Source organism: Streptomyces sp. NPDC020958, from assembly GCF_055562175.1.
Map to the genome: position 1 here is coordinate 268,438 of NZ_JBVHFU010000001.1, position 23,286 is coordinate 291,723.

20 protein-coding genes and 1 riboswitch are annotated in these 23,286 nt (G+C 72.4%); of the genes, 16 read left to right on the forward strand and 4 right to left on the reverse strand.

Annotated features, from left to right (window positions below; all coding sequences use genetic code 11):
- Positions 1 to 88 precede the first annotated feature (88 nt).
- Entirely contained in the window at positions 89 to 1,051 is a 963-nt protein-coding gene (locus tag ACZ3KP_RS01260; protein ID WP_467495363.1) for a zinc-binding dehydrogenase, read from the forward strand.
- Between the two features lie 162 nt (positions 1,052 to 1,213).
- On the opposite strand, the gene tnpA is transcribed toward ACZ3KP_RS01260, so the two are convergent.
- Positions 1,214 to 1,630: an IS200/IS605 family transposase gene (gene tnpA / locus ACZ3KP_RS01265; protein ID WP_467495365.1), complete on the reverse strand. Its 417-nt coding sequence runs from the start codon at positions 1,628 to 1,630 to the stop codon at positions 1,214 to 1,216.
- Between the two features lie 27 nt (positions 1,631 to 1,657).
- Here tnpA and ACZ3KP_RS01270 point away from each other — a divergent pair, with 27 nt between their 5' ends.
- The 3 genes from ACZ3KP_RS01270 to ACZ3KP_RS01280 all read left to right on the forward strand — a co-directional run bounded on the left by ACZ3KP_RS01270 (position 1,658) and on the right by ACZ3KP_RS01280 (position 6,156).
- Positions 1,658 to 2,902, forward strand: a complete 1,245-nt coding sequence (locus ACZ3KP_RS01270; protein WP_467496736.1) for an RNA-guided endonuclease InsQ/TnpB family protein — start codon at positions 1,658 to 1,660, stop codon at positions 2,900 to 2,902.
- 236 nt (positions 2,903 to 3,138) lie between these two features.
- Positions 3,139 to 4,986 (forward strand): ATP-binding protein, encoded by a 1,848-nt coding sequence (locus ACZ3KP_RS01275; protein ID WP_467495367.1) that lies wholly within the window; start codon positions 3,139 to 3,141, stop codon positions 4,984 to 4,986.
- A 699-nt stretch (positions 4,987 to 5,685) separates the two neighbouring features.
- Entirely contained in the window at positions 5,686 to 6,156 is a 471-nt protein-coding gene (locus ACZ3KP_RS01280) for an STAS domain-containing protein (protein WP_467495369.1), read from the forward strand.
- On the opposite strand, the gene ACZ3KP_RS01285 is transcribed toward ACZ3KP_RS01280, so the two are convergent.
- Positions 6,101 to 6,910, reverse strand: a complete 810-nt coding sequence (locus ACZ3KP_RS01285; protein WP_358979880.1) for a hypothetical protein — start codon at positions 6,908 to 6,910, stop codon at positions 6,101 to 6,103. The two genes, ACZ3KP_RS01280 and ACZ3KP_RS01285, sit on opposite strands and share 56 nt — an antisense overlap.
- A 191-nt stretch (positions 6,911 to 7,101) precedes the next feature.
- Between ACZ3KP_RS01285 and ACZ3KP_RS01290 the strand changes: the two genes are divergently transcribed.
- The 11 genes from ACZ3KP_RS01290 (at position 7,102) to ACZ3KP_RS01340 (ending at position 17,587) form a co-directional block, all read left to right on the forward strand.
- The gene (locus ACZ3KP_RS01290; protein ID WP_467495371.1) at positions 7,102 to 7,248 is read left to right on the forward strand and encodes a hypothetical protein; all 147 of its coding nucleotides are present in this window, start codon (positions 7,102 to 7,104) and stop codon (positions 7,246 to 7,248) included.
- 243 nt (positions 7,249 to 7,491) lie between these two features.
- The gene (locus ACZ3KP_RS01295; protein ID WP_467495373.1) at positions 7,492 to 8,355 is read left to right on the forward strand and encodes a glutathione S-transferase C-terminal domain-containing protein; all 864 of its coding nucleotides are present in this window, start codon (positions 7,492 to 7,494) and stop codon (positions 8,353 to 8,355) included.
- Positions 8,356 to 8,432: 77 nt separating this feature from the next.
- A riboswitch (SAM riboswitch) is annotated at positions 8,433 to 8,544 on the forward strand.
- Between the two features lie 382 nt (positions 8,545 to 8,926).
- Entirely contained in the window at positions 8,927 to 9,907 is a 981-nt protein-coding gene (locus ACZ3KP_RS01300) for an amino acid ABC transporter permease (protein WP_467495375.1), read from the forward strand.
- Positions 9,904 to 10,692: an amino acid ABC transporter ATP-binding protein gene (locus tag ACZ3KP_RS01305; RefSeq protein WP_467495377.1), complete on the forward strand. Its 789-nt coding sequence runs from the start codon at positions 9,904 to 9,906 to the stop codon at positions 10,690 to 10,692. The genes ACZ3KP_RS01300 and ACZ3KP_RS01305 overlap by 4 nt, the downstream gene beginning before the upstream one ends.
- A 65-nt stretch (positions 10,693 to 10,757) precedes the next feature.
- Positions 10,758 to 11,783 (forward strand): ABC transporter substrate-binding protein, encoded by a 1,026-nt coding sequence (locus tag ACZ3KP_RS01310; protein ID WP_467495379.1) that lies wholly within the window; start codon positions 10,758 to 10,760, stop codon positions 11,781 to 11,783.
- A 50-nt stretch (positions 11,784 to 11,833) separates the two neighbouring features.
- Positions 11,834 to 12,580, forward strand: coding sequence for a GNAT family N-acetyltransferase (locus tag ACZ3KP_RS01315; RefSeq protein ID WP_467495381.1), 747 nt, complete (start codon positions 11,834 to 11,836; stop codon positions 12,578 to 12,580).
- Positions 12,577 to 12,720 (forward strand): putative leader peptide, encoded by a 144-nt coding sequence (locus ACZ3KP_RS01320; protein ID WP_360564429.1) that lies wholly within the window; start codon positions 12,577 to 12,579, stop codon positions 12,718 to 12,720. Before ACZ3KP_RS01315 ends, ACZ3KP_RS01320 begins: the two co-directional genes overlap by 4 nt.
- A gap of 63 nt (positions 12,721 to 12,783) precedes the next feature.
- Complete coding sequence (locus tag ACZ3KP_RS01325) at positions 12,784 to 13,998, forward strand: LLM class flavin-dependent oxidoreductase (protein ID WP_467495383.1); 1,215 nt, start codon at positions 12,784 to 12,786, stop codon at positions 13,996 to 13,998.
- 22 nt (positions 13,999 to 14,020) lie between these two features.
- On the forward strand, positions 14,021 to 15,394 hold the full coding sequence (locus tag ACZ3KP_RS01330) for an NtaA/DmoA family FMN-dependent monooxygenase (protein ID WP_467495385.1): 1,374 nt from the start codon (positions 14,021 to 14,023) through the stop codon (positions 15,392 to 15,394).
- Positions 15,391 to 16,470, forward strand: a complete 1,080-nt coding sequence (locus tag ACZ3KP_RS01335; protein WP_467495387.1) for an LLM class flavin-dependent oxidoreductase — start codon at positions 15,391 to 15,393, stop codon at positions 16,468 to 16,470. The genes ACZ3KP_RS01330 and ACZ3KP_RS01335 overlap by 4 nt, the downstream gene beginning before the upstream one ends.
- Entirely contained in the window at positions 16,463 to 17,587 is a 1,125-nt protein-coding gene (locus tag ACZ3KP_RS01340; RefSeq protein ID WP_467495389.1) for an LLM class flavin-dependent oxidoreductase, read from the forward strand. The genes ACZ3KP_RS01335 and ACZ3KP_RS01340 overlap by 8 nt, the downstream gene beginning before the upstream one ends.
- A gap of 142 nt (positions 17,588 to 17,729) precedes the next feature.
- On the opposite strand, the gene absR1 is transcribed toward ACZ3KP_RS01340, so the two are convergent.
- A complete protein-coding gene (gene absR1 / locus ACZ3KP_RS01345; protein ID WP_467495391.1) occupies positions 17,730 to 18,809 on the reverse strand; it encodes a beta-glucuronidase AbsR1 in 1,080 nt (359 codons plus the stop codon).
- Between the two features lie 94 nt (positions 18,810 to 18,903).
- Here absR1 and ACZ3KP_RS01350 point away from each other — a divergent pair, with 94 nt between their 5' ends.
- The gene (locus tag ACZ3KP_RS01350; RefSeq protein WP_467495393.1) at positions 18,904 to 20,631 is read left to right on the forward strand and encodes a LuxR family transcriptional regulator AbsR2; all 1,728 of its coding nucleotides are present in this window, start codon (positions 18,904 to 18,906) and stop codon (positions 20,629 to 20,631) included.
- A 39-nt stretch (positions 20,632 to 20,670) separates the two neighbouring features.
- Here ACZ3KP_RS01350 and ACZ3KP_RS01355 read toward each other — a convergent pair whose 3' ends face one another.
- Positions 20,671 to 23,235: a CHAT domain-containing protein gene (locus ACZ3KP_RS01355; protein WP_467496738.1), complete on the reverse strand. Its 2,565-nt coding sequence runs from the start codon at positions 23,233 to 23,235 to the stop codon at positions 20,671 to 20,673.
- Positions 23,236 to 23,286 lie beyond the last annotated feature (51 nt).

Sequence of the window (23,286 nt, forward strand, 5' to 3'; positions counted from 1 at the left end):
CGTCCGTTACGGTCCGATGGCGGTGACGCCGCCCCGCTTTCGGTCGCAGCAGCTGTGACCCGTCCGTTCACCGGCCTGAGGAGCAGAGATGAAAGCCGTCGTGATCAGGGAGTTCGGAAGCCCTGACGGTCTGGAGGTCGTCGACGTGCCCGTGCCCATACCTGCCCCGGGGCAGGTACGGATCACCGCGGAGGCGATCGGGGTGGGCGGCGTGGACGCCGTGATCCGCCGGGGAACGCTCGCCGCGTACGGCTTCAGGGAGGGCCATCTCCTTGGCAGCGAGGTGGCGGGAAGCGTCAGCGCGGTGGGAGAGGGGGTGGATGCCTCGTGGATGGGGCGGCGAGTGTGGGCGTTCACCGGCCTGTCCGGTGGGTACGCCGAGCAGGCCGTCGCCCCGGTCGAGGACATTCTCTCGCTGCCCGACGGCCTGACCAGCACAGACGCGGTGACCCTCGGCGGCTCCGGTGTGGTCGCCCACTTCGCCCTGGACCGCGCACGTTTCGCGACCGGCGAGACGGTGCTCGTGCGCGGCGCGGCCGGCAGCATCGGGATCACGGCCGTCCAGCTTGCCGCCAGGGGTGGTGCCGGCGCGGTGGCGGTCACCACCTCGTCGGCGGGACGCGGCGCCCGTCTGCGGGACCTGGGCGCCACCCATGTCCTGGACCGCTCCGGCGGGGCCGACCCGGACGCACCGTCAGGCTTCGACGTGGTGATCGACGTCGTGGCAGGTCCCGAGCTTCCCCTGTTCCTGGACAGGCTGAACTCCAACGGGCGGTATGTGGCTGTCGGTGTGGTCGGCGGACAGCCGCCGACGGACTTCGGCATGCGCCTGATGGAGGCCTTTCGCAGATCGGTGTCGTTCGCCACCTTCAGCTCCGACACCGTGCCCGGCTCCGACAGGCAGGCCGTGCGGGCGTCCCAGTTCGCCGATGCCGCACACGGGGACCTGCGCACGGTCGTGCACGAGGTGCTGCCGCTGGACCAGGCGGTGCAGGCCCACCGCGACATGGACGCCGGCAAGGTGTTCGGTAGGGCCGTGTTGACGCCCTGAGCCGGGCAGGAACGGTGCTCGGGGCCCTGGATGAACGGAATGAACAGCCGGGCCGTCACGAAGGACCGAGACTGATCCCGGTGTTCTTACCGGGTTTCTTGCAGAAAGCCCCGGCGTTCACGCCGGGGATGAATGCATCTCAAGGCTGCTCTGACGTGCACGTTAGAGCGGACGTTTTTGCTGCTCGATGTACTGGCGGACGATCGCCAACGGTGCTCCTCCGCACGACGCGGAGAAGTACGAGGGCGACCACAGACGGCCGTGCATGATGGCGCGGTTGATCCGGCCGGTGAACTCCTGCCGTATCCGGCGGGCGGAGACGCCCTTGAGGCTGTTGACCAGCTTCGAGACGGCGACCTTGGGCGGGTAGTGCACCAGGAGGTGGACATGATCGCGTTCGCCGTTGAACTCCTTCAGCTCCGCTTCGAAGTCCTCGCACACCTTGCGCATGATCTCCTCGCAGCGTGTCAGCATCTCGTCGGTGAACACCCCACGCCGGTACTTCGTCACAAAGACCAAGTGCACATGCATCGCCGAAACCACGTGTCTTCCAGGCCTGTAATCATTCGGTCCATCCATGAGACCAATCGTAGTAGGATCTTGAGTGTGCAGCTCCGCTACAACTATCGGGTCTACCCCGATGCCACCCAGCGCCGTGCGCTGGCGAGCGCGTTCGGGTGCGCCCGTGTGGTGTGGAACGACTGCCTGCGCGACCGCAGGGAAGCGCACGCGGCAGGGCTGCCGTACGTGACGTCGGCCGAGCTGTCCCGGCTTCGCATCACCCAGGCCAAGCGCACCCAGGAACGTGCCTGGCTCGCCGACGTCTCAGCGGTCGTCCTGCAGCAGTCCCTGCGGGATCTGGACACCGCCTACAAGAACTTCTTCGACTCGGTCAAGGGCAAGCGGCAGGGCCGCAAAGTCGGCCCTCCCCGCTACAAGTCGAAGAAGGACACCCGGCAGTCGATCCGTCTCAACACCAACGCCTTCTCCCTCCAGGACGATGGCACCGTGTACGTGGCCAAGGTCGGCGGCCTCAAGACCAAGTGGTCCCGCCGGCTTCCGGCCGCACCCACCTCCCTGACCGTCACCAAGGACAGCTGCGGCCGGTACTTCCTCAGCTTCGTCGTGGACACCGAGCCGGACATCCTCCCGGAAGCGGAGACCGACGCCGGTGTCGACCTCGGTCTGTCGGCCTTCGCGGTCCTGTCCGACGGCCGGAAGATCGGCAGTCCCCGCTTCCTGCGCCGGGCGGAGAAGAAACTCAAACGCCTTCAGCGGGAACTGTCCCGCAAGGTGAAGGGATCGAAGAACCGGGCCAAGGCCCGCATCAAGGTCGCACGCCAGCACGCCAAGGTCGCCGACCGGCGCCGGGACTTTCACCACAAGGCCTCCACACAGGTCATCCGCGACAACCAAGCGGTGTATGTGGAAGACCTCGCGGTGTCCGGCCTCGGGCGTACCCGGCTCGCCAAGTCCGTGCACGACGCGGGATGGTCCGCGTTCGTCGGCATGCTGGAGTACAAGGCGGCTCTGCACGGCCGCACCTTCGCCACGGTGGACCGGGCCTTCCCGTCCTCTCAGGTCTGCTCGGCCTGCGGATTCCGGGACGGCCCCAAGCCCCTGCACGTCCGCCAGTGGACGTGCGGCGCATGCGGCACCCTGCACGACCGCGACCACAACGCGGCCCGCAACGTCCTGTTCGAGGGACGCCGAATCGTCGCCGCCGGACGGGCGGAGACGCCAAACGCCTGTGGAGCGCCGGTAAGACGGGCACCCGTGCCCGCACAGCGCGTTGAAGCAGGAAGCCTCCGGAAGGGTCAGACGACCCAGGCTGGAATCCCTGGACTTTAGGCCAGGGAGCACGTCAAGTTCTTGGAATGCCTTTCAGTAAGGTGCGCCGAATGAATGCCTTCGCCACGGCGCCCCACGGGCCGGACAGTCGGCCGACGGCGGGAAGGGGGAGCATGAGCGCGCGGCGGCGTCTGTCGGAAAGACGCGGCGACTGGGATGACGTGGCGTCTGCGCAGGGCACGTGGACGGCGTTGAGGGTCGTCTCGAACTGCGCTGTGGTGTGCGCCGTGGCCGGGATGATCACTCTTGCCGGTTGGGCGGGCACGGTGGGCACCCCGCATGGGTGGCCCTGGTTGGGGTGGTCGGCCGGTGGGCTGGCGGTCGGCGGCTTCCTGGTGCAGGGGGTCCTCGGCATGTGGATGAACCACACCCGCCGGACCGACCGGCTCCTGGCGTATCAAAATGTGCTGGAGAACCCTGGCCCCGCAGTGACCGGACCGTCCGCCACCAGCAGCGGGTACGGCTCGAAACCGGGGCTCCGTGACGGTGGCCGGGTTCGCGGCGGCGACGTCCCGAGCGGGTTCCGGCTGCTCTCGCCTGTCCACAGTCCGGTCCCTTTCCACGACCGGGACGAGGAGCTGGCGGAGCTGCGCCGATGGTGCACGACGGCCACGGGCACGCATCCGGTGATGCTGCTCGCAGGCGAGAGCGGCGTCGGCAAGTCACGGCTGGCACTGGAACTCGCGCGGTCACTGGGTACGGAATGGACCGCGGGCCGGCTGATCGCCCCGAGTCCCGACTGGCTCGGCGCTCTCGACGACCGTGGCAGACCGGCGCTGGTGATCGTGGACGAGGCCGATGTCCCCGCCCAGGTCAGCCCTGACCACTCATGGGTCCACGCCTACGTGGTACCGCTGCTCACGAGCCTCGGCGAACGCCTGGAGGAGGCCGGTCCCACGTCGTCGCAGTCGCCGGAAAAACCCAGGGTCCGCGTGCTGCTGATCACCCGTCACCAGGACGTGCTCCGGCGGACCGTGGCCCGCGAGCTGGAGCGCGAGGCCGGGGGCCGCTACCGGTACCTCGTGGAGCGGGCCCCGGTGCTCGTCCTGGAGCCACCCGCCCAGGACCGCGCCACCCTGGACGAGCGTTACCGTGAGGCGGTCGTCACCATGACCGCCGCGCTGGGAGACGCGGCGGCCCCGACGGCCCTCGACGGTCTCGACGGACCCACACCCGCCCGCTCCGGTCAGAGCCCTCTGGATCTCCACGCCCAGGCCCTGGTCACCGTGCTGCACGGCGGCCCCGGCCCGGCCGAGCCCCGGCCCTTCGACGACGTCGCGGACCTACTGTTCGAACACGAGCGACGATACTGGCGGCACGCCGCAGCGGACTTCGCCGCGGCCGAAGGGAAGAAGGGGACCCCTTCCCGGGCGTCCGAGCTGTCTGCCCGCCCCGGTCTGCCCGACCACATCATGCTGGGCATGCTCCTGTTCGGGCACTGGGAGCGGTCCGAGACCAGCCACATCCTGGCAGGACTTCCAGAGTTCGCGGGGCTGTCCGACGAAGAGGCCGACGACCGGGCCGGGGACTGGGCGTGGTGGGCCGAGGGGCTGCACGACGGGCGGACCCGCAAGGGTGCGGCCGAGTCGTGGATCGGGCCAGAGGTGTTCACCGACTGGTTTCTCACCGCCCGGCTGCGGGCCGAGCCGGACCTTCTCACCGGCCTCCTGGCCAAGTCCCCTCATGGGAGAAGGGTCGAATACCTCGCCGTCCGCCTCTGCCGGGCGTGCGAACACTTCCCGGAGGCGGGGGAAGTCCTCCAGCGGTTCGTCGAGCACCAGGCGTACTCGTACGGCGAGGAAGCCGTGGCAGCCGCCGGTCTGCTGCGCCGGCCGGAGCTGGCTGATCCCTGGATCGCCGCGGGCCTGGAGGGCGTGGACGTGCCGGAGGGCGTGGACGGGTACTCCGCGGAGCTCAGCAAGAGCGCCTTGTTCTGGGTGCGTCAGCACACCCCACCTGAGCTGCTTCCGCTCACCTTCCAGGTCCTGGAAGCCAAGTGCGCGCGGATCGAGCAGCGGGAACGGGAACAGGAGGAGCGACAGCGCAGAGAGGCACGCCGACGCCGGGGGCGACCTCGTAGCTGAGAGCGACCCCCGCCCCGGACGTGGAGTTTGGGGGCAACGTCAGGATTGTTCGCCGTCGCAGAGTGGCGGATTGGACGGGAGGGAGACGGTCGCTGCGTTTTGCTGCCTGTGGGCCACTCGGAGGGGTCGGCCATGTCGGACGGCGCCCGGTCCTACCTGTCGAAGGTGTTGGACATCATGGAGAAGAATGCGCTTCTCCGTCATCAGGTGGACTGGGCAGAGGTGCGACGCCAGGCGTTCTCGCACGCCAGGGCCGCCCAGAAGCCGTCAGACACCTACGTCGCGATCCGGTTCGCCCTTCGGACCGGCTCAGCCCAGGAAAAGTCCGCTACGACGAGATCTCGGACGATGGTGACGCATCCGCCGTCACCGTCCCCATGGCGGAGTTCAAAGCCAGGGCCTGCCGGAACAGGTAACCCCGCCGACACAAGAGGCAAGATCTCGATCAGGTTCCGTAGCCAGGGTGCCGGATGCGGGCGAAGGGCTGGTGGCGGGGGCGTCGGAGTGCGAGGCTGGTGGGCACCAGCCTGGTCTGGTGGGAGACCCCGCGCCGCCGGGCGGTCGCCGATGCGGCGGCCGGCGGTGGGTGCGGGTGGTCTTGCTCGGCTGTGAGCGGCCAGGGCGGCCGCGCGCTTGACGGCCTCCTTCCGGCAGCGGAAGCCGACCGTGATGGGCTTCGACCCGAACGGTGGTTTTTCCATGCCGACTTCCATGCAGTCCTTCTTCGACATGCGGATCAGTGATTCGCCCGGCCGGATCGTGCTGACCGCGGCGGGGGAGCTGGACTTCACGGCCCGCTCGCAGGCCGCCCCGGTCATCGGTGCGCTCGTGCTCGCGGGCCGGGACCTCGTCGTCGACCTCACCCAGGTGACGTTCATGGACGCCGCCGGTCTGGGGATGCTCCTGCGCCTGTGCGACCGGGTCGTCGCGCAGGGCGGCGCCATGGAGCTGCGTGGGCTGCGGCCCGATATCCGGCGCGTGCTGGAACTGACCGGCACGGAGGGCCGGTTCCCGTTGCGGGCGGGGCCCACGCACGGCACGACGGGACCTGTCCTGGGTGCCGCCTGGGCGTCGGCCGAAGGACGCCCTTCCGGCGGCCTGACCGCCCGTGGCCCTAGTCGAACTCGCTCGGCGTCGGTGCCGGGGTCTTGCCGGAGAGTACGTCCTTGAGGCGCTGGGCGCCGTTCTGCACGGCCAGCGCGGTGCTGTCGTGGTCGACGGCGTCGAGGGCGCCGTTGGTGACGGCCGCCCCGGAGGCGCCGATCCGCAGCACCGCGACGTCCGTGACGTAGGTGACGGGCTGGCCGTCGCTGGTGCCCTGCACGGTCACCGTCAGCGCCTCCCGGGCGTCGCCCACGTTCGGGACCTGCGCCGACACGACCTGGACCGTGCGCTTGCTGCCGTCCTTGCCGGTGGCCGTGAACTGGTTGCACTTCTGCGGCAGCGTCTTGAGCCAGCCCAGCGTGGCGTTCAGGTTCGCCGAGCCGTAGTCCCCGACCTGGTAGAGCATCCGGGCGGTCTCCGAGGTGAAGCCGCGCAGCCCGGAGGCGCCCGTGGCGCGGCCGAGCAGGGTGTCGGAGTAGAGGCTGTCGAGCAGCCGCTGACAGTCGGCGGCGTCGGTCTTCGCGGTGAGGAAGCCGGCCACGTCGACCTTGCCGACCAGCAGGTTGTTGCGCCAGGTCGCGGCGTCCGTGGCCAGCTGCCAGTTGTCCTCGATGTCGGCCGGTGTGATCAGCGCCGCCTGCGCACCGGGCCCGGTGAGGGCGGCCGTCGCCGTCGGTGAGGCGGCGGAGCGCTCGGCGGCGGGCGAGACGGCCGCGGCTGCGGAGTCACCGCTCCCGCCCGAACAGGCCGCGACGGCGAGCAGGGACCCCGCCGCCAGGGCCGCGGCCAGCACACGCGCGGGTCGGGACGGACGGGTCATGGCGGCTGCCTCCTCGGGAACACGGTTCGTCCCTCCACGCCACCATCCGCTCCGGCAGCCGACCACCCGCGCGTGCCATTCGGGTGAGCGCCCCGGGGAGCGCCGGTGTCCCAGGCGTGGACGCCCTCTTGACGCCGCGCGGAGGCCGATCGACACTCCAGAGGGGAATCCTAGTGAAAAGGTAGGGAAAGATGGATCGGCTGCGCACGGTCACCGGCAGAGAGCGCCGGGAAAGCCGTACGCCCTGGCCGCCGGCCCTGCTCGGTTCCCCCTTGCTCACCTCCCGGCTGCACATCGACCTGCTCCGGGTGTGCAGCGCCATCAGCCGCACCGGCTGACCGCCCGCGCCGCCCTCCGTGGGCCGGGCCGAAACGGGCGCCCCTTCCGCGACCCGGCCCGACCGTCCGCGCCTTCGGCGGCCAGGCCCACCGCGCGTTCGCGGCCCGCTCCGCCCCGCCCTCCGGCGCACGGCGCCACCCCCGCCCTCCACAGCCAGCCCCGCCCCGCCCGCCCCCTGCCCCGACCGCCCGATGAACGCTTCCGCCGCGCGTACGTCCACGCGCCCGTACCAGGGGAGACGCATGTCCATCACTCCGCTCACCGCCCTGCCGTCCGTCCGCACCGCCCCCGCCTTCCGGGGACGCATCGGACGGGACGCGCGCAGCGGCCACTACGCCGTGCCGGGCCGCTACCGGCTCCACCTCGCCACCGCCTGTCCCGACGGCCTCCGCATCGCCGTCGGCCACAGTCTGCTGGCCCTGGACGGCTGTTGTCCGGTCACCTTCCTGCCCGCGGTCCCGGACTGCCCCGACGGCAGCCACACGGCACTGCGCCCGCTGTACGAGGCCAGCGCCCACCGCTACTCGGCACCGGCCCTGGCGCCGGTGCTGAGCGACGACTGGTCGGGCCGGATCGTCTCCACCCACAGCCGGGACATCCTGCGCGACCTCGACCGCCACTTCGGCGACGGCGTCACGCGCCTGTACCCGTGCGGTGCCGAGGCCGAGATCGAGGCCGTCGAGCGGCTGTGCGCCGAGGACGTCGAACAGGCCGCGCAGCGCGCCGGGCAGGAGGGCGGCGACCCGCGGGCGCTGGAGACCCTGCTCGCCGCGCTGGGCGAGCTGGAACACCGGCTGACCGGCGTCGAGTTCCTGGTCGGCGGTCGACTGACCGCAGCCGACGTCGAGTTGTGGGTGACCCTGGTGCAGCTGGACACCGTGCACCGCAACCACCTGGACGCCTCCGCCGTGCACCGCATCGCCGACCACCCGGTGCTGTGGGCCTACGCCCGGCGGCTGGCCGCGCACCCGGCCTTCGGCGCCCACCTCGACCTCGACGGCATCGCCCGCCGCCACCACGGCCGTTGCCAGGGACTGGAAGCCGCCGGCGCGGCCGTCCAGATCCTGGACTGGGCCGGGCATGCGGCGGACGCTTCCCGCAGGTGAGAGCGGCCTGAACCGTCCCGCCAACTGGACAGGCGTTGACATTCGTTCGGGCGGCTGCCTAACTTACGGACCAGAACGGTCAAGAGCGTCAGCATCAAGCCCTGGCTAGCTGACCGGCAACCCTCGCACCGCGGTGGGGTGCCCCAGGTGACGACCCGACCGAATGACGACGTTCGGTAAGCGCGCGGCCCACGGGCCACCAAGTGACAGGTGACGGACATGTACGCAGCTTCCAGCACGGCCCCGCGCCGCGCCCAGGGCTGCGTACAGCCGTACCCGAGCCCGCTCGTCGCCGACCGCGCCGTCGACCTGCTCCGTGTCAACAGCGCCCTGTGTAGCGCGTGTACCGCACCGGGCTGTGCCCGCTGTCGGGTCTGACCAGGCCTTTCCGCCCAGTCCCGCAGCTTCGCGCCTCAGCGTTCCTGACGAAAGCACCGGCCGTCCGGTGTGACGCCGTCCGCCCAGCCCCCGTGTCCCGCGCGCCCCCGTGCCCCGTGCCGTGCCCGAACACGGCCCGGTGCCGCGTACCCGGCCGTGGCATCCGGGGTGTCCGACTCCGCCGGAGCCCGCCATGAGTGAACCCCCAGGCGCCACCCTCGCCCCCGAGGCGCCGTCCGCCGCCGACGAACCGTCAAAGCCCCTTACAGCACAGCGTGTTCTGCCACTGCGCAAGCCAGGACGGTGGATCGCCACCGCCGTCGTCCTGGTCCTGGTCGCCCAGTTCGTCCACGGACTGGTGACCAACCCCTTCTACCAGTGGGACCGCTGGGGCTACTGGTTCCTGCGGCCGACCATCCTCGACGGGCTGGTCATCACCCTCGAAGTCACCGCCTACAGCGCGGTGCTGGGCCTCCTCGGCGGCGTCCTGCTCGCGCTGGCCCGGCTCTCCAAGAGCCCGGTGCTGCGCGCGGTCAGCTGGACCTACGTGTGGGCGCTGCGCTCCATACCGCTCATCGTCGTCCTGCTCTTCCTCTACAACTTCAGCGCCCTCTACAAGACGTTGAGCGTCGGCGTCCCCTTCGGGCCGGCCTTCTTCTCCTTCGACGAGTCGAAGCTCGCCACCGACATGGTCATCGCCGTCATCGGCCTCAGCCTCAACGAGGCGGCCTACGCGGCCGAGGTGGTCCGCGGCGGCATCCTCTCGGTGGACCAGGGCCAGCACGAGGCGGCCGCCGCGCTCGGACTGCCCAAGGGCTACCAGTTCCGGAGGATCGTCTTCCCGCAGGCGCTCAGGTCGATCATCCCGAACTACGTCAACCAGCTCATCGGCCTCATCAAGAGCACCTCGCTGGTCTTCTACGTCTCCCTGCTCGACCTCTTCGGCACCGCCCAGAGCATGGGCTCCACCTACCCCGGCGACATCGTGCCGCTGCTGCTGGTGGTCACCGTCTGGTACCTGATCCTCACCAGCGTCGTCTCCGTGATCCAGTTCTACGTCGAGCGGTACTACGCCCGGGGCGCCACCCGCTCGCTGCCGCCGACCCCCGTGCAGAAACTGCGGGCCGGCCTGACCGACCTGCGCGCCCGCATCCGCCGGGAGGCCGCCGTATGAGCATCACCGACACCGTGCAGACGGTCCCCGCCGCCCTGGAGATCCACGACGTCCACAAGTGGTACGGCGCCCACCGCGTCCTCGACGGCGTCGACCTGACCATCCGCCCCGGCGAGGTCACCGTCATCCTCGGCCCGTCCGGATCCGGCAAGTCCACGCTCCTGAGGGTCATCAACCACCTGGAGAAGCCCGAGATCGGCTACGTCAGCATCAACGACGAGCTGATCGGGGTGAAACGGCAGGGCGAGAGGCTCAAGGAGCTGAGCGAGCGCGCCATCCTGGCCCAGCGCGGCCGGATCGGCTTCGTCTTCCAGAACTTCAACCTCTTCCCGCACCTGACCGTGCTGGACAACGTGGCCGCCGCCCCCGTCGCCACCGGGAAGCTGACCAAGCCCGAGGCCCAGGCGCTGGCCAAGGAACTGCTCGAACGCGTCGGCCTCGGCGAACGCGTCGGCGCCTACCCGCGGCAGCTGTCCGGCGGCCAGCAGCAGCGCGTCGCCATCGCCCGCGCCCTCGCCCTGCGTCCCGGCGTCATCCTCTTCGACGAGCCCACCTCCGCCCTCGACCCCGAGCTGGTCGGGGAGGTCCTCTCCGTCATCAAGGACCTGGCCACCAGCGGCACCACCCTCGTCATCGTCACCCACGAGATCGGCTTCGCCCGCGAGATCGCCGACCGGGTGGTCTTCATCGACGGCGGCAGGATCGTCGAGCAGGGGCCGCCCTCCGAGGTCCTCGACAAGCCGCGGCACGAGCGGACCAGGGACTTCCTCAGCAAGGTCCTCTGAACCGCCGCACCACAGACCTCCCCCCACGCCCTCACCCTCATCACCGGCACCGACAAGGAACGGCCATGTCTACCCACTTCACCCGACGCAGCCTGATCAGAGGCATCACCGCGGCCACCGCCGTCGCCTCCCTCGCCACCGGGCTCGCCGCCTGCGGGGGCGACAGCGACGCGGCCACCACCACCGACAACGCCAAGTCCGGCGAGGTCGTCGTGGGCCAGGTCTCCAACGGCGCCGCCACCCAGACCACCATCAAGGTCTCCGAGGTCAAGTCCGTCAGCGCCGAACTGCCCGCCGCGGTCAAGAAGAGCGGCACCCTGAAGATCGGCATCGGCGCCCTGCCCGCCGGCTTCCCGCCCCTGGCCTTCACCGGAAGCGACCAGAAGACCCTGACCGGCTCCGAGCCTGACCTCGGCCGCCTGGTCGCCGCGGTCCTCGGACTCAAGCCCGAGGTCCAGAACTCCACCTGGGAGAACCTCTTCGTCGGCATCGACAGCGGCAAGGTCGACGTGGCCTTCTCCAACGTCACCGACACCGAGGAGCGCAAGAAGAAGTACGAGTTCGCGTCCTACCGGCAGGACAACCTCGCCTTCCTCGTGCCGAAGAAGAGCACCTGGAACTTCGACGGCAACTACGAGAACCTCGCCGGCAAGACGATCGCCGTCGGCTCCGGCACCAACCAGGAGAAGATCCTCCTGGAGTGGCAGGCGAAGCTCGCCAAGGAGGGCAAGAAGGTCACCGTCAAGCACTTCCAGGACAGCAACAGCACCTTCCTGGCGCTCGACAGCGGAAAGATCGACGCCTCCTTCGGCCCCAACCCCGGCTTCGCCTACCACAACAAGCAGACCGCCGGTAAGCCCAACGCCACCCGCACCGCGGGCACCTTCTCCGGCGCCGGCGCCGGCCTCCAGGGCCTGATCGCGGCCACCGCGAAGAAGGACAGCGGCCTCGCCAAGCCCCTCGCGGACGCCATCAACCACCTGATCAAGAACGGTCAGTACGCGCAGTGGCTCAAGGCCTACAACCTCTCCGACGAGGCCGTCGCCAAGTCCGAGGTCAACCCGCCCGGACTGCCGCTCGACAACTCGTGACCGCCCGCACCAGCACGCCCGCCGGCTTACCGGGAAAGGACCCCGCCTCCGTGACCGTCCAGACCGGCTTCCGCGGAGGCGGAGCCCCCCTCGCACCCGACACCGCACCGCTCGACAACGCCGTCTGGTCCGCCCTCACCGGCCCGCACGCCCACTTCGCCGAGCGGGTCGGCGCGGCCGCCCGCTACCCCGACGACGTCTACGCCTACGCGGCCCTCGCCGACGCCGCCGACCCCGCCGCCTGGACCGACCTGCTCACGCTCGTCGGCCCCGGAACGACCGTGAAGATCAAGCCGGTCGAGCAGGCACCGCCCGGCTGGGAGGTGGTCGGCGGCGGCCGGGGCGTCCAGTTCGTGGCCACCGCGCTGCGGGCCGAGCCCGCCCCGGAGGCGGTACGGCTCGGCCCGGCCGACGTGCCCGAGATGCTGGACCTGGTCGCCCGCACCCAACCCGGCCCGTTCCGCACCCGGACCGTCGAGATGGGCAGCTATCTCGGCATCCGGTACCGGGGCCGGCTCATCGCCATGGCCGGGGAGAGGTTGCGGCTGCCCGGCTGGACCGAGATCAGCGCCGTCTGCACCAACCCGGAGCACCGGGGCCGGGGCCTGGCCACCCGCCTCGTCCGCGCGGTCGCCGCGGGGATCAGGGAGCGCGGCGAGACCCCGTTCCTGCACGCGGCCCCCGACAACGCGACCGCCATCCGGCTCTACGAGTCGATCGGCTTCACCGAGCGCCTGCGCGGCCGCACCCTGCTGGTGCGCAGCCCGGGAACACCCACGGACGCCCGGCTGTTGTGACTCACGACGAGATGTACGCGAAGCAGGCCGAGGAGGTACGGGACATGACACGTGTCGCCAGTCCCAGCCGCCGTACCGTCCTGCACGCCCGGCCGCACATCGACCTGCTGCGCGTGGCCGGCGCGCTCTGTTGCTCCTGACTTTCCTCCGCCGCGCCCCTCCCGTCCGGCGCGCCCTCTCACGGACCTCAGGAAGGCACCACTGTGTCCTCGAATCCCGCTTCCCACCTGCACCTCGCCGTCGCCCTCGACGGCACCGGCTGGCACCCCGCCTCCTGGCGCGAGCCGGTCGCCCGCCCCCGAGAGCTGTTCACCGCCGGATACTGGGCCGACCTGGTCACCGAGGCCGAGCGCGGTCTCCTCGACTTCGTCACCATCGAGGACGGCCTCGGCCTGCAGTCCTCGCACTACGGCGAGCCGGACGGCCGCACCGACCAGGTCCGCGGCCGCCTCGACGCCGTGCTGATCGCGTCCCGCATCGCGCCCCTGTCCCGCCACATCGGCCTGGTGCCGACGGTGATCGCCACCCACACCGAGCCGTTCCACATCTCCAAGGCGATCGCCACCCTGGACTACGTCAGCACCGGCCGCGCGGGGCTGCGGGTGCAGATCTCCGCCCGCCCGCACGAGGCGGACCACTTCGGCCGCCGCACCTTCCCGCCGATCGACCTGGCGGAACTGCGGTCCTGGGCCGGGCAGGAACGGCTCACCGAGCACTTCGACGAGGCCGCCGACCATGTCGAGGTCGTCCGCCGCCTCTGGGACAGCTGGGAGGACGACGCGGAGATCCGGGACGCGGCCACCGGCCGCTTCATCGACCGGGACAAGCTGCACTACATCGACTTCGAGGGCGCCAAGTTCAGCGTCAAGGGCCCCTCCATCACCCCGCGCCCGCCCCAGGGCCAGCCGCTGGTCACCGCCCTCGGCCACCAGACCGTGCCCTACCGGCTGATCGCCCGCCAGGCCGACGTCGGCTACACCACCCCGCGCGACGCCGCCGAAGCCCGCGCGATCCTGGCCGAGATCCGCGCCGAGCAGGAGGCCGCCGGCCGGGCCGTCGACACCGTGCACGTCTTCGGCGACCTCGTGGTCTTCCTCGACGACGACCAGGCCGCGGCCGAGGCCCGCAAGGAGCGCCTCGACGCCCTCGACGGCGGGGCGTACACCAGCGACGCGCGGATCTTCACCGGTGCGGCCGCCGAACTCGCCGATCTCCTGGAGGAGTTCGCCGCCACGGGCCTCAGCGGCTTCCGGCTCCGGCCCGCCGTCCTCGGCCACGACCTGCCGCGCATCACCCAGGACCTGGTCCCCGAACTCCAGCGCCGCGGCCGCTTCCGCACCGCCTACGAGGCCGACACCCTGCGCGGCCTGCTCGGGCTCGCCCGCCCCGCCAACCGCTACGCCGCCGCCACCGCCTGAGCCGGAAGGACCGCACCCCCTCATGAGCAAGCCGCTGAAGCAGATCCACCTGGCCGCACACTTCCCCGGGGTCAACAACACCACGGTGTGGAGCGACCCGGCCGCCGGCAGCCACATCGAGTTCAGCTCCTTCACGCACTTCGCGCGGACCGCCGAACGCGCCAAGTTCGACTTCCTGTTCCTCGCCGAGGGCCTGCGCCTGCGTGAACAGGGCGGCAAGATATACGACCTGGACGTCGTCGGCCGCCCCGACACCTTCACGATCCTCGCCGCGCTGGCCGCCGTCACCGAGCACCTCGGCCTGACCGGCACCATCAACTCCACCTTCAACGAGCCCTACGAGGTGGCCCGCCAGTTCGCCAGCCTCGACCACCTCTCCGGCGGCCGGGCCGCCTGGAACGTGGTCACCTCCTGGGACGCCTTCACCGGCGAGAACTTCCGCCGCGGCGGCTTCCTGCCGCAGGAGGAGCGCTACTCACGCGCCAAGGAGTTCCTCGCCACCGCCAACGAGCTGTTCGACTCCTGGCGCGGCGACGAGATCCTCGCCGACCAGGCCACCGGCGCCTTCCTCAGCGACGCCAAGGCCGGCTCCTTCGTCCACCGGGGCCCGCAGTTCGACATCCACGGCCAGTTCAACGTGCCGCGCTCCCCGCAGGGGCGCCCGGTGATCTTCCAGGCCGGCGAGTCCGACGAGGGCCGTGAGTTCGCCGCGTCCGGCGCCGACGCGATCTTCAGCCGGTACGCCACCCTCGAAGCCGGGCAGGCCTTCTACACCGACGTGAAGTCCCGCCTCGCCAAGTACGGCCGCCGCCCCGACGAACTCCTGATCCTGCCCGCCGCCAGCTTCGTCCTCGGCGACACCGACGAGGAGGCGGAGGAGATCGCCCACCAGGTGCGCCGCCAGCAGGTCAGCGGGGCGACGGCCCTCAAGCACCTGGAGTTCGTCTGGAACCGGGACCTGTCGTCGTACGACCCGGAGGGCCCGCTGCCCGACGTCGACCCGCTGGTGGGCGAGGAGCACATCTCGCGGGGCCGCGCGCAGGTCCGGATGTACCGCGACCCGATCGCCATCGCCCGTGAGTGGCGGGAGCTGGCCGAGGCCAACAAGTGGTCCATCCGCGACCTGGTGATCAACACCGGCAACCGGCAGACCTTCGTCGGCTCCCCGGCCACGGTCGCCCGCACGATCGACGACTTCGTGCAGGCGGACGTCTCCGACGGCTTCATCCTGGTCCCGCACATCACCCCCGGCGGCCTCGACGCCTTCGCCGACACGGTGGTCCCGCTCCTCCAGGAACAGGGCGTGTACCGCACCGAGTACGAGGGCACCACCCTGCGCGACCACCTCGGCCTCGCCCACCCGGACGGAAAGCGGACCGAACGGGCCGCGTCGTGAAGTTCCTCGCGATCACCCTGATCGTGCACCGCCCGGACCCGGTCACCGGCGTCCAGAAGCCGACCCACGACCGGTTCCGGGAGGTCCTCGGCAACGCCGTGCTCGCCGAGGAACTCGGCTTCGACGGCTTCGGGGTGGGGGAGCGGCACGAGCGGCCGTTCATCTCCTCCTCCCCGACCGTCGTGCTCAGCCACGTCGCCGCACTCACCCGCCGGATCCGGCTCTTCACGGCCGTCACCACGCTCAGCCTGCTGGATCCGGTCCGGGCCTACGAGGACTACGCCACCCTCGACCACCTCTCCGAGGGCCGCCTCGACCTGATCATCGGCAAGGGCAACGGATCCGCCCAGCGCGACCTGTTCCACGTCACACCCGAGGACCAGTGGGACCGCAACGCCGAGAGCTACGAGGTGTTCCGGCGGCTCTGGCGGCAGGACAAGGTCACCGCCAACACGCGTTTCCGGCCGCCGCTGACGGACGCCGAGGTCTGGCCGCGCCCCTACCAGCGACCCGTCCGGGTCTGGCACGGCAGTGCCACCAGCAAGGAGTCCGTGGACCTCGCCGCCCGCCACGGCGACCCGCTGTTCTCCGCGAACGTCACCCACCCCATCGAGCCGTACGCCGAGCTGATCCGGTACTACCGGGAACGCTGGGAGCACTACGGCCACGACCCGGCGGACATCGCGGTCGGCGCGGGGACGGCGGGGATCTGCGTGGCCCCCACCTCTCAGGAGGCGCTCGCCGCCTACCGCCCGGTCTTCGAATCCAACCTGGCCTTCTTCAAGAAGGCCGGGCTGCCGGTGGTCTTCGAGACACTGGAGGACTTCGTCGAGCGCAGCTCGGCCCTGATCGGCAGCCCCCAGCAGGTCGTCGACAAGGTGCACCGCTACCACGAGCGGTTCGGGCACACCGTGGTTCACCTGCACGCGGACACGAGCGGCCGCACCGACACCCAGCACCGCGACTCCCTCGAACTCTTCCAGTCGGCGGTCGCGCCGGTCCTGCGCAAGGACATCCCCGACCCGCCCTTCGACTGGGGCCCGGTCCTGCCCGCCGAGGAGGCGACCCGTGTCTGACATCCCCCTCGGCGTCCTCGACCTCGTCCCGATCTCCTCCGGTTCGACGGCCGCCGACGCCCTGCGCAACTCCGTCGACCTGGCCCGGCGGACCGAACAACTCGGCTACGCCCGGTACTGGTTCGCCGAGCACCACCTCAATCCGGGGGTGGCCGGTACCTCCCCCGCGGTCGTCCTCGCGCTCACCGCCGCCGCGACCTCGACGATCCGGCTCGGTTCCGGCGCCGTCCAGCTCGGTCACCGCACCGCCCTGTCCACGGTGGAGGAGTTCGGTCTGCTCGACGCGGTGCACCCCGGCCGCTTCGACCTGGGCCTCGGCCGCTCCGGCGGTCGGCCGCCGGGCGGGGAGACGGCCGCGCCGACGACGACCCCGGTGGTGGACGGCCGCGCCCCCAACGGCCTCCTGATCCCGCCCCGCTTCTCCTTCGAACGCCTCCTCGGCTCACCCCGCGTCGCCCTCCAGCGCAAGCTGCTCCTGCTGCCGGGCGCCGAGTCCCAGGACTACACCGAGCAGATCGACGACGTCCTCGCCCTGCTGGCCGGCACCTACCGCTCCCCGGAGGGCGCCGCGGCGCACGTCGTGCCGGGCGAGGGGGCCGAGGTCGAGGTGTGGATCCTCGGCAGCAGCGGCGGGCAGAGCGCGCGGACGGCCGGTGCCAGAGGGCTCAGGTTCGCGGCGAACTACCACGTCAGTCCGGCCACGGTCCTGGAGGCGGTGGACGGCTACCGGTCCTTCTTCGAGCCCTCCGAGACCCTCGACAAGCCCTACGTCAGCGTCTCCGCCGACGTCGTCGTCGCCGAGGACGACGCGACCGCCCGCGAACTCGCCACCGGTTACGGCCTGTGGGTGCGCAGCATCCGCACCGCCGAGGGCGCCATCCCGTTCCCGACCCCCGACGAGGCCCGCACCCACGCCTGGAGCGACGAGGACCGGGCACTGGTGCAGGACCGCCTCGACACCCAGTTCGTCGGCTCGCCCGGCCGGGTCGCCGACCAGCTGGCCCAGCTCCAGGAGGCCACGGGCGCCGACGAGTTGTTCATCACGACGATCACCCACGACCACACGGACCGGGTCCGCTCGTACGAACTGCTGGCCGAGGAGTGGCGCCGGCGCTGAGGTCCTCCGGCGCCTCGGCCGGGGCCCCTCGCCGGCGCTGCCGCGCGGACGTCTCCCTCCCCCGAAGGTGGCGTCCGCGCGGCTGCTTCCCCCCCGGGCGCCGGACCGTGGTCCGGCCTCCGCGTCGCCGCCGTGTGCCGGTTCACCAGCACATGGCCGCTGTCTCTCCCGACCCCCATGTCGAATGGAGACGTACGCGGACGACGTAGCGGCGGCCCCTGACGAGCCGGACCCTGATCCTGGCGTTGTGCGGGGTGCCCCCGTCGTCGTGGCCGGCGAGGTAGCGCGGTTCCCCGTCGCGCTCCTCGAAGACCACCACGACACAGTCGCTCTCCCCGAAGGTGCCCACGCTGTAGACGCGGGTCTCCGGCGGCTCCACGGCGAAGTCCCCCTGCTCCCCGGGGCCGAGGCCGAGCGGTGCCGAGCGGAACGGCACCAGCGCCGCCGGTGCCGCGGCGGGCGGGTACCAGCGGAGCGCGAACTCCTTGTCCGCCGGAGACAGCGAGCCGGACGGGTACAGCCCGTTGCGGTACTGCTCCGGCTCCAGGATCAGACCCGGCCCGAAGGGGAACTGCATCACCGACTGCGGGTCCCACACCGAGCCGTTGGCCTCGGCCGCGTCCAGCCGGTGCAGGATGTCGCGGTCCGTGCGGTCCCGGCTCCAGTGGTTCGGCGGTCCGGCGAGGTCGGCGTAGACCGCCTCGTCGTCCCAGTGGACGCCCGCGAACGGGCTCTGGTGCTCGTGCCGCATCCCGAGCGCGTGCCCGATCTCGTGCAGCGCCGTCCACCGGCCGTCGGGCTCCGTCAGGTCCCAGCCCAGGTTCATGGTGCGCTCGCCCAGACCGACCGAGAGCGCGTCCCGGCCGATCACCGACCAGGAGCCGTCACCCTGCTGGAAGCCGATCCGCAGCTCCGCCTCCGAGCGGTCCGTGACCTCGGCGAACGTCACCCCGATGCCGAGGTCCTGCCATTCCCGGAAGCACTCGCGCAGCACGTCCCGCTGCTCCTCGGCACCGCCCCACGGCACCCGTCGGGTCCGCCCGGTCCCCGGGACCGGGATCACCGAGGCGTCGGTGTCGGCGTCCAGGAAGCAGTAGTGCAGAACCGTGCCGTTGACCCACATCCGCCGCCCGGCGACGAGCGCGCCGAGCCGCTCGGCGGTCAGTCCCGGCGCGAGGGCCGGGGCCGACTGCCGCGGAAGCGAGCAGTAGCGTCGGTTCATGCGCCCAGCGTGCCGGGCCGCCGCACCGGCCGCCTGAGTCGGCGGCTACTCAAGTCCGCCTGTATCAGAGCTGAGCAACGCGACTCGTACTGGTGTGACGACTTACGCACAGGACGCGCGGACCCTCGAACTGCCCTGGCCGTTCACCGGCCGGGAGGACGAACTGGAGCTGGTCAGGCGGTCGTCGGTGGCCGGCCGGCAGGGTGTCGTGGTGACCGGGCCGCACGGCGTCGGCAAGACCCGGCTGATCACCGAGGCCGTACGGGGCGTGGACTGCGTCCGGGTGACCGGCACCCCCGAGACCAGCAGCCTTCCGTTCGCCGCGTTCGCGCACCTGCTCCCCGACGGGGTCTCGCTGTCCGGCGCGGTGCGCCGGCTGTCCGGGGTGCGGCTCCTGGTCGTCGACGACGCCCACCTCCTCGACGAGAGCTCGGCCGCCGTCGTCCACCAGCTCGCCGTGCACGGCCGTACCCGGCTGCTGGTGGCCGCCGCCGACCCGGCGCCGGTGCGCGGCGCGGTGGCCCGGCTGTGGACCGGCGAACTCCTCACCCACCTCGCGCTCGAGCCGCTGCCGTACGACGAGACCGCCCACCTGCTCGCCGGAGGTGGCCTGGAGCCGCTCACCGTGCGCCGGCTGCACCGGGTGTGCCGGGGCGACCTGCGGCTGCTGCGCGATCTGCTCGGCGCGCTGCGCGAGTCCGGCGCGCTGACCCGCGTACCGGACACCGGGGAGTGGGCCTGGCGCGGCCCGCTGCCGCTCACCGCGACCGTACGGGACCGGATCGGGCCCCTGCTGGAACGCCGGGAGCCGGGCGAGCGCGACACGCTCGAACACCTCGCCTTCGCCGAGCCGCTGCCGCGCCACCTCGACGACGGGCTCGATGCCGGGATCCTCGAACGCCTGGAGACGGCCGGCCTGATCCACGTCGACGAGCGGGGCGCGGTCCGCCTCGCCCACCCGCTGCACGGCCCCGCCCTGCGCGCCGCGGCGGGCCGGCTGCGGGCCCGCCGGCTGGCCCGCGGCGCCGACCGGTGCGGGCCGGCCCTGAAGGAGGAGCAGCAGCTGCTGGAGGAGCGCGTCGAGCAACTGGACGTACGGGAGGTGCCGGCCCCGGTGGGGGAGTGGCTGGCCGCGGGAGACCTGCCCGTACCGGCCGGGTACGCGGCGGTGCGTGCCCGGTACTCGTGGCTTCGGGGGGAGCTGCGAGAGGCGGCGGCGTGGGCGAGGGAGGGGCTGCGCGGGGCGCCGGGCGACGCCTCCTGCCGTACCGAACTCGCCCGCGCCGCCGCCGAGTCGGGGGAAGCTGCCGTAGTGCGCGGGGACGGGGGTCTCGCGCACTACGGCGCCGTACGGCGGGGGGAGCCCGAGCGGGCCGTGGGGCGGCTGCACGGCGTGCTCGGACGGCACGCGGAGGCCCTGGCCCGCGGCGACGGGCCCGGTCTCGACCGGGTCGCCGAGGCCCTGGCGGAGCGCGGGCTGCTGCTGTTCGCGGCGGAGGCCCACGCGCAGGCCGTCCGCGCCCACCGCGACCCGCGCGCGGCCCGGGTGTCCCGCACCCGCGCTCTCGCCCTCGTCCGCCGCTGCCAGGGCGCCCGCACCCCGGCCCTGTCCGGCCTGGTCCTCGGTGAACTCACCGCTCGGCAGCGGCAGATCGTCACCCTCGCCGCCGCGGGTCTCAGCAACCGGCAGATCGCCGAACGGCTGACCCTGTCCGTACGGACCGTGGGCAACCATCTCTACGGCGCCTACACCCGTCTCGGCGCGAGCGACCGCACGGACCTGCCGTGGCTGCTGGAGCAGCCGGACGCGCGGTCGGCGTGAGGAAGTCGCCGGCGCGGGCCGCTCCGGAACCCGACCCCCTCAGGCCGCCCCGAACGCCGCGAACGCCCATCCCGTCGCCTGGTGGAGCGCGTCGGCCGGCAGGGCGGCCCGCGCGTCGCGCAGCGCCTCCGCCAGCGACAGCCCGGCGCCCAGGCCCTTGTGCAGGGCCAGCATGAGGGGCACCACCGCCGCGTCGTTGACGGGCGCGCTGCTCGCCACCACCCCGGCCGTGCCCAGCGGCAGCAACGCCGTGACCAGGCCTAGGAGTTCGTCGGCGCCGACCGAGGCGAGGCGGGCCGTGTCGCAGCTGGAGAGGATGATCCGGTAGGGACTGCGGGCGAGGCGCTCGAAGTCGTGCACGATCAGCGGGCCGTCGGCCATGAGCAGGGACGAGAACAGCGGGCTGTCCGCACGGAAGGTGCCGTGCGCCGCGATGTGCGCGAGGGCGGCCCCGTCCAGCTCGGCCAGCACCCGGGGCACCTGGGCGTCGTCCTGTTCCAGGACCCGCGCCGTCGGGTACCGGCTCGCCACTTCCGGCACCTCCGCGCCCCCGGTCGCCAGACCGGGCCCGCGGACCAGTACCTGCCGGCCGCCCGGCGGCGGCTCGGTCTCCCGGGCCCGCAGCCAGCTCCCCGCCGACGGCGACACACTGAGCACCCGCTCCCGCAGACTGGGCAGCAGCGCCCACGGCACCCGGTGCAGGGCGCCCGGCGGGACGATCACCACGGGACCGGAGCCGAGCTGGTCCGCCGCCGCCCCCAGCAGCAGCTCCTCCAGGCGCCGCCCGGACGCCTCGACCACCGCGAGCCGCCCCTCCGCCCCCGGATGCGCGAGCCGCCGCAGGCCTGCCTGGACGTGCTCCGCCTCGGCGACCGCCTCCGCCAGCGGACCGCCCGCGAAGCGCCGTACCCGGCCCCGGCCGCACAGCAGCACCTGCACCCGGCCGTCCAGGACGGCGAGTTCGACCAGCCGGGTGTCGCCGAGCCGGTCGAGCAGCCGGGCCGGGTCGAACCGGGCGCCGTCGCCCGGAGCGGCACCGCGGATGTGGTGGGTGCGGGAGCGGATCTCCCGTTCCAGACGCCGCTGTTCCCGCTCCAGCGCGGGCACCGGGCGGCGCTCCCGGCGGGCCTGCTCCGCGCGGGACGCGATCTCCCGGAACGCGGTCAGTGAACTGAGCAGCGCCGGGTCGGCGGGCGGCCGGGTCGGGGGAGCGGACAGGACGGTGGCCCGCCAGCGTTCGCTCCACTCGAGGAGCCGGCGCGGACCGCCGTGCGCGAGGCTCGCCTGCTGCGCCAGCGCGGCCAGTTCCGCGCCCTGCGCGGTGGCCCGGGCCCGCAGCTCCGAGGCGCCCAGCGTCATCCGGTGGTCGTCGAGGACGTCCAGGCCCCGCCGGCACGCCTCCAGCACCCCCCGTCCCGAGCCCGCCGCCCGGGCGCGCAGCGCCTGGGCCGCCCAGCCGGTCATCCGGGCCAGCGGCGGACCGGCGTGCCTGCTGCGCGCGGCCACCGCGAGATGCCGCTCCGCGTCCGCCGTCCACCCCAGCGCCAGCGCGATCCGCCCCGCGAGGAGCGAGGCCTCCGGCGCCGCGGGCGCACCGAAGGACGCCAGCCGGTCGGCGACCCCCGCCGCCTCCTGCACCAGCCGTCCGGACGCGGCCCCGCCCGCCACCCGCGCCTCGATCAGCTCCAGCCGGGCATGCGTCTCCCACCAACTGCGCCGCTGCCCCGAGAACAGCCGCACCGCGACGGCCGCACGGGCGACCGCGGTCCCCGCGTCCCCGGCCGACCGGGCGGCCCGGGCGGCGGCCAGCAGCAGCTCGGCCTTGCGGGTGGACTGCCCGCCGAGCCGGTCCAGGGTCGCGATCGCCGCGTCCGCCTCGGCCAGTGCCTCCGGCGCCAGCCCCGCCGCCATCAGCACCTCGCAGCGCGCGATGTACAGCATGAACGGCGGGGTGCCCAGCTCGGTGTACCGCTGCTCGGCCTCGGCGAGCAGCCGCAGCGCCGCCGGGACGTCCCCGGAGCGGAACGCGGCCAGACCCCGGCTCTCCACGGCGACCGCCTTGTCGTGCTCCTGGCCCGTCGTCTCCCACAGCAGCTCCGCCGCGGTGAAGTCGGCGTCCGCCCGGTCCACCGCCCCCAGGGCCAGATGCACCGTGGCCCGCACGCTCAGCGCCCGCGCGGTCCAGATGACGTCGTCGGCCTGCCGCAGCGCCGGGATCGCCCTGCGTACGTCCTCCAGGGCCTCCTTGTGCCGGCCCAGCACCCAGCACGCGTACGCCCGCCGGTACAGCACCCTCGCCCGGGTGTGCCCGTTGCTCCGGGCCACCCCGCGCTCGATCGCGGCCAGCCCCTGCCGGGTGCGCCCCGCGTGCACCAACGCGACCCCGAGGGTGCCGAGGACATCCGCCTCGCGCTCCGCGGACTCCGCGCGGGCCGCGAAGTCACGGGCCCGGCGCAGATGGTCGAGGGCGACCCCCAGGTCTCCGAAGTCCCGTTGCCAGATGCCGATGACCTGGTGCGCCACGGACGCGTCGAGCGGCGGCGGGCCGGACCTGAGGACCTGTTCCGCCCGTGCCAGGGCCTCGCCGGGGGCGGCGAACACCATCGGCAGCAGTTCCGTCACCGCATCGCTTCGCGCAGTCACCTCTCGGATGGT

What these genes read in the sequence shown, in the direction of transcription:
- ACZ3KP_RS01260 (WP_467495363.1), top strand. Translation starts at nt 89, where the DNA reads ATGAAAGCCGTCGTGATCAGGGAGTTCGGAAGCCCTGACGGTCTGGAG.
- tnpA (WP_467495365.1), bottom strand. Translation starts at nt 1,630, where the DNA reads ATGGATGGACCGAATGATTACAGGCCTGGAAGACACGTGGTTTCGGCG.
- ACZ3KP_RS01275 (WP_467495367.1), top strand. Translation starts at nt 3,139, where the DNA reads ATGATCACTCTTGCCGGTTGGGCGGGCACGGTGGGCACCCCGCATGGG.
- ACZ3KP_RS01280 (WP_467495369.1), top strand. Translation starts at nt 5,686, where the DNA reads ATGCCGACTTCCATGCAGTCCTTCTTCGACATGCGGATCAGTGATTCG.
- ACZ3KP_RS01285 (WP_358979880.1), bottom strand. Translation starts at nt 6,910, where the DNA reads ATGACCCGTCCGTCCCGACCCGCGCGTGTGCTGGCCGCGGCCCTGGCG.
- ACZ3KP_RS01290 (WP_467495371.1), top strand. Translation starts at nt 7,102, where the DNA reads ATGGATCGGCTGCGCACGGTCACCGGCAGAGAGCGCCGGGAAAGCCGT.
- ACZ3KP_RS01295 (WP_467495373.1), top strand. Translation starts at nt 7,492, where the DNA reads ATGTCCATCACTCCGCTCACCGCCCTGCCGTCCGTCCGCACCGCCCCC.
- ACZ3KP_RS01300 (WP_467495375.1), top strand. Translation starts at nt 8,927, where the DNA reads ATGAGTGAACCCCCAGGCGCCACCCTCGCCCCCGAGGCGCCGTCCGCC.
- ACZ3KP_RS01305 (WP_467495377.1), top strand. Translation starts at nt 9,904, where the DNA reads ATGAGCATCACCGACACCGTGCAGACGGTCCCCGCCGCCCTGGAGATC.
- ACZ3KP_RS01310 (WP_467495379.1), top strand. Translation starts at nt 10,758, where the DNA reads ATGTCTACCCACTTCACCCGACGCAGCCTGATCAGAGGCATCACCGCG.
- ACZ3KP_RS01330 (WP_467495385.1), top strand. Translation starts at nt 14,021, where the DNA reads ATGAGCAAGCCGCTGAAGCAGATCCACCTGGCCGCACACTTCCCCGGG.
- absR1 (WP_467495391.1), bottom strand. Translation starts at nt 18,809, where the DNA reads ATGAACCGACGCTACTGCTCGCTTCCGCGGCAGTCGGCCCCGGCCCTC.
- ACZ3KP_RS01355 (WP_467496738.1), bottom strand. Translation starts at nt 23,235, where the DNA reads ATGGTGTTCGCCGCCCCCGGCGAGGCCCTGGCACGGGCGGAACAGGTC.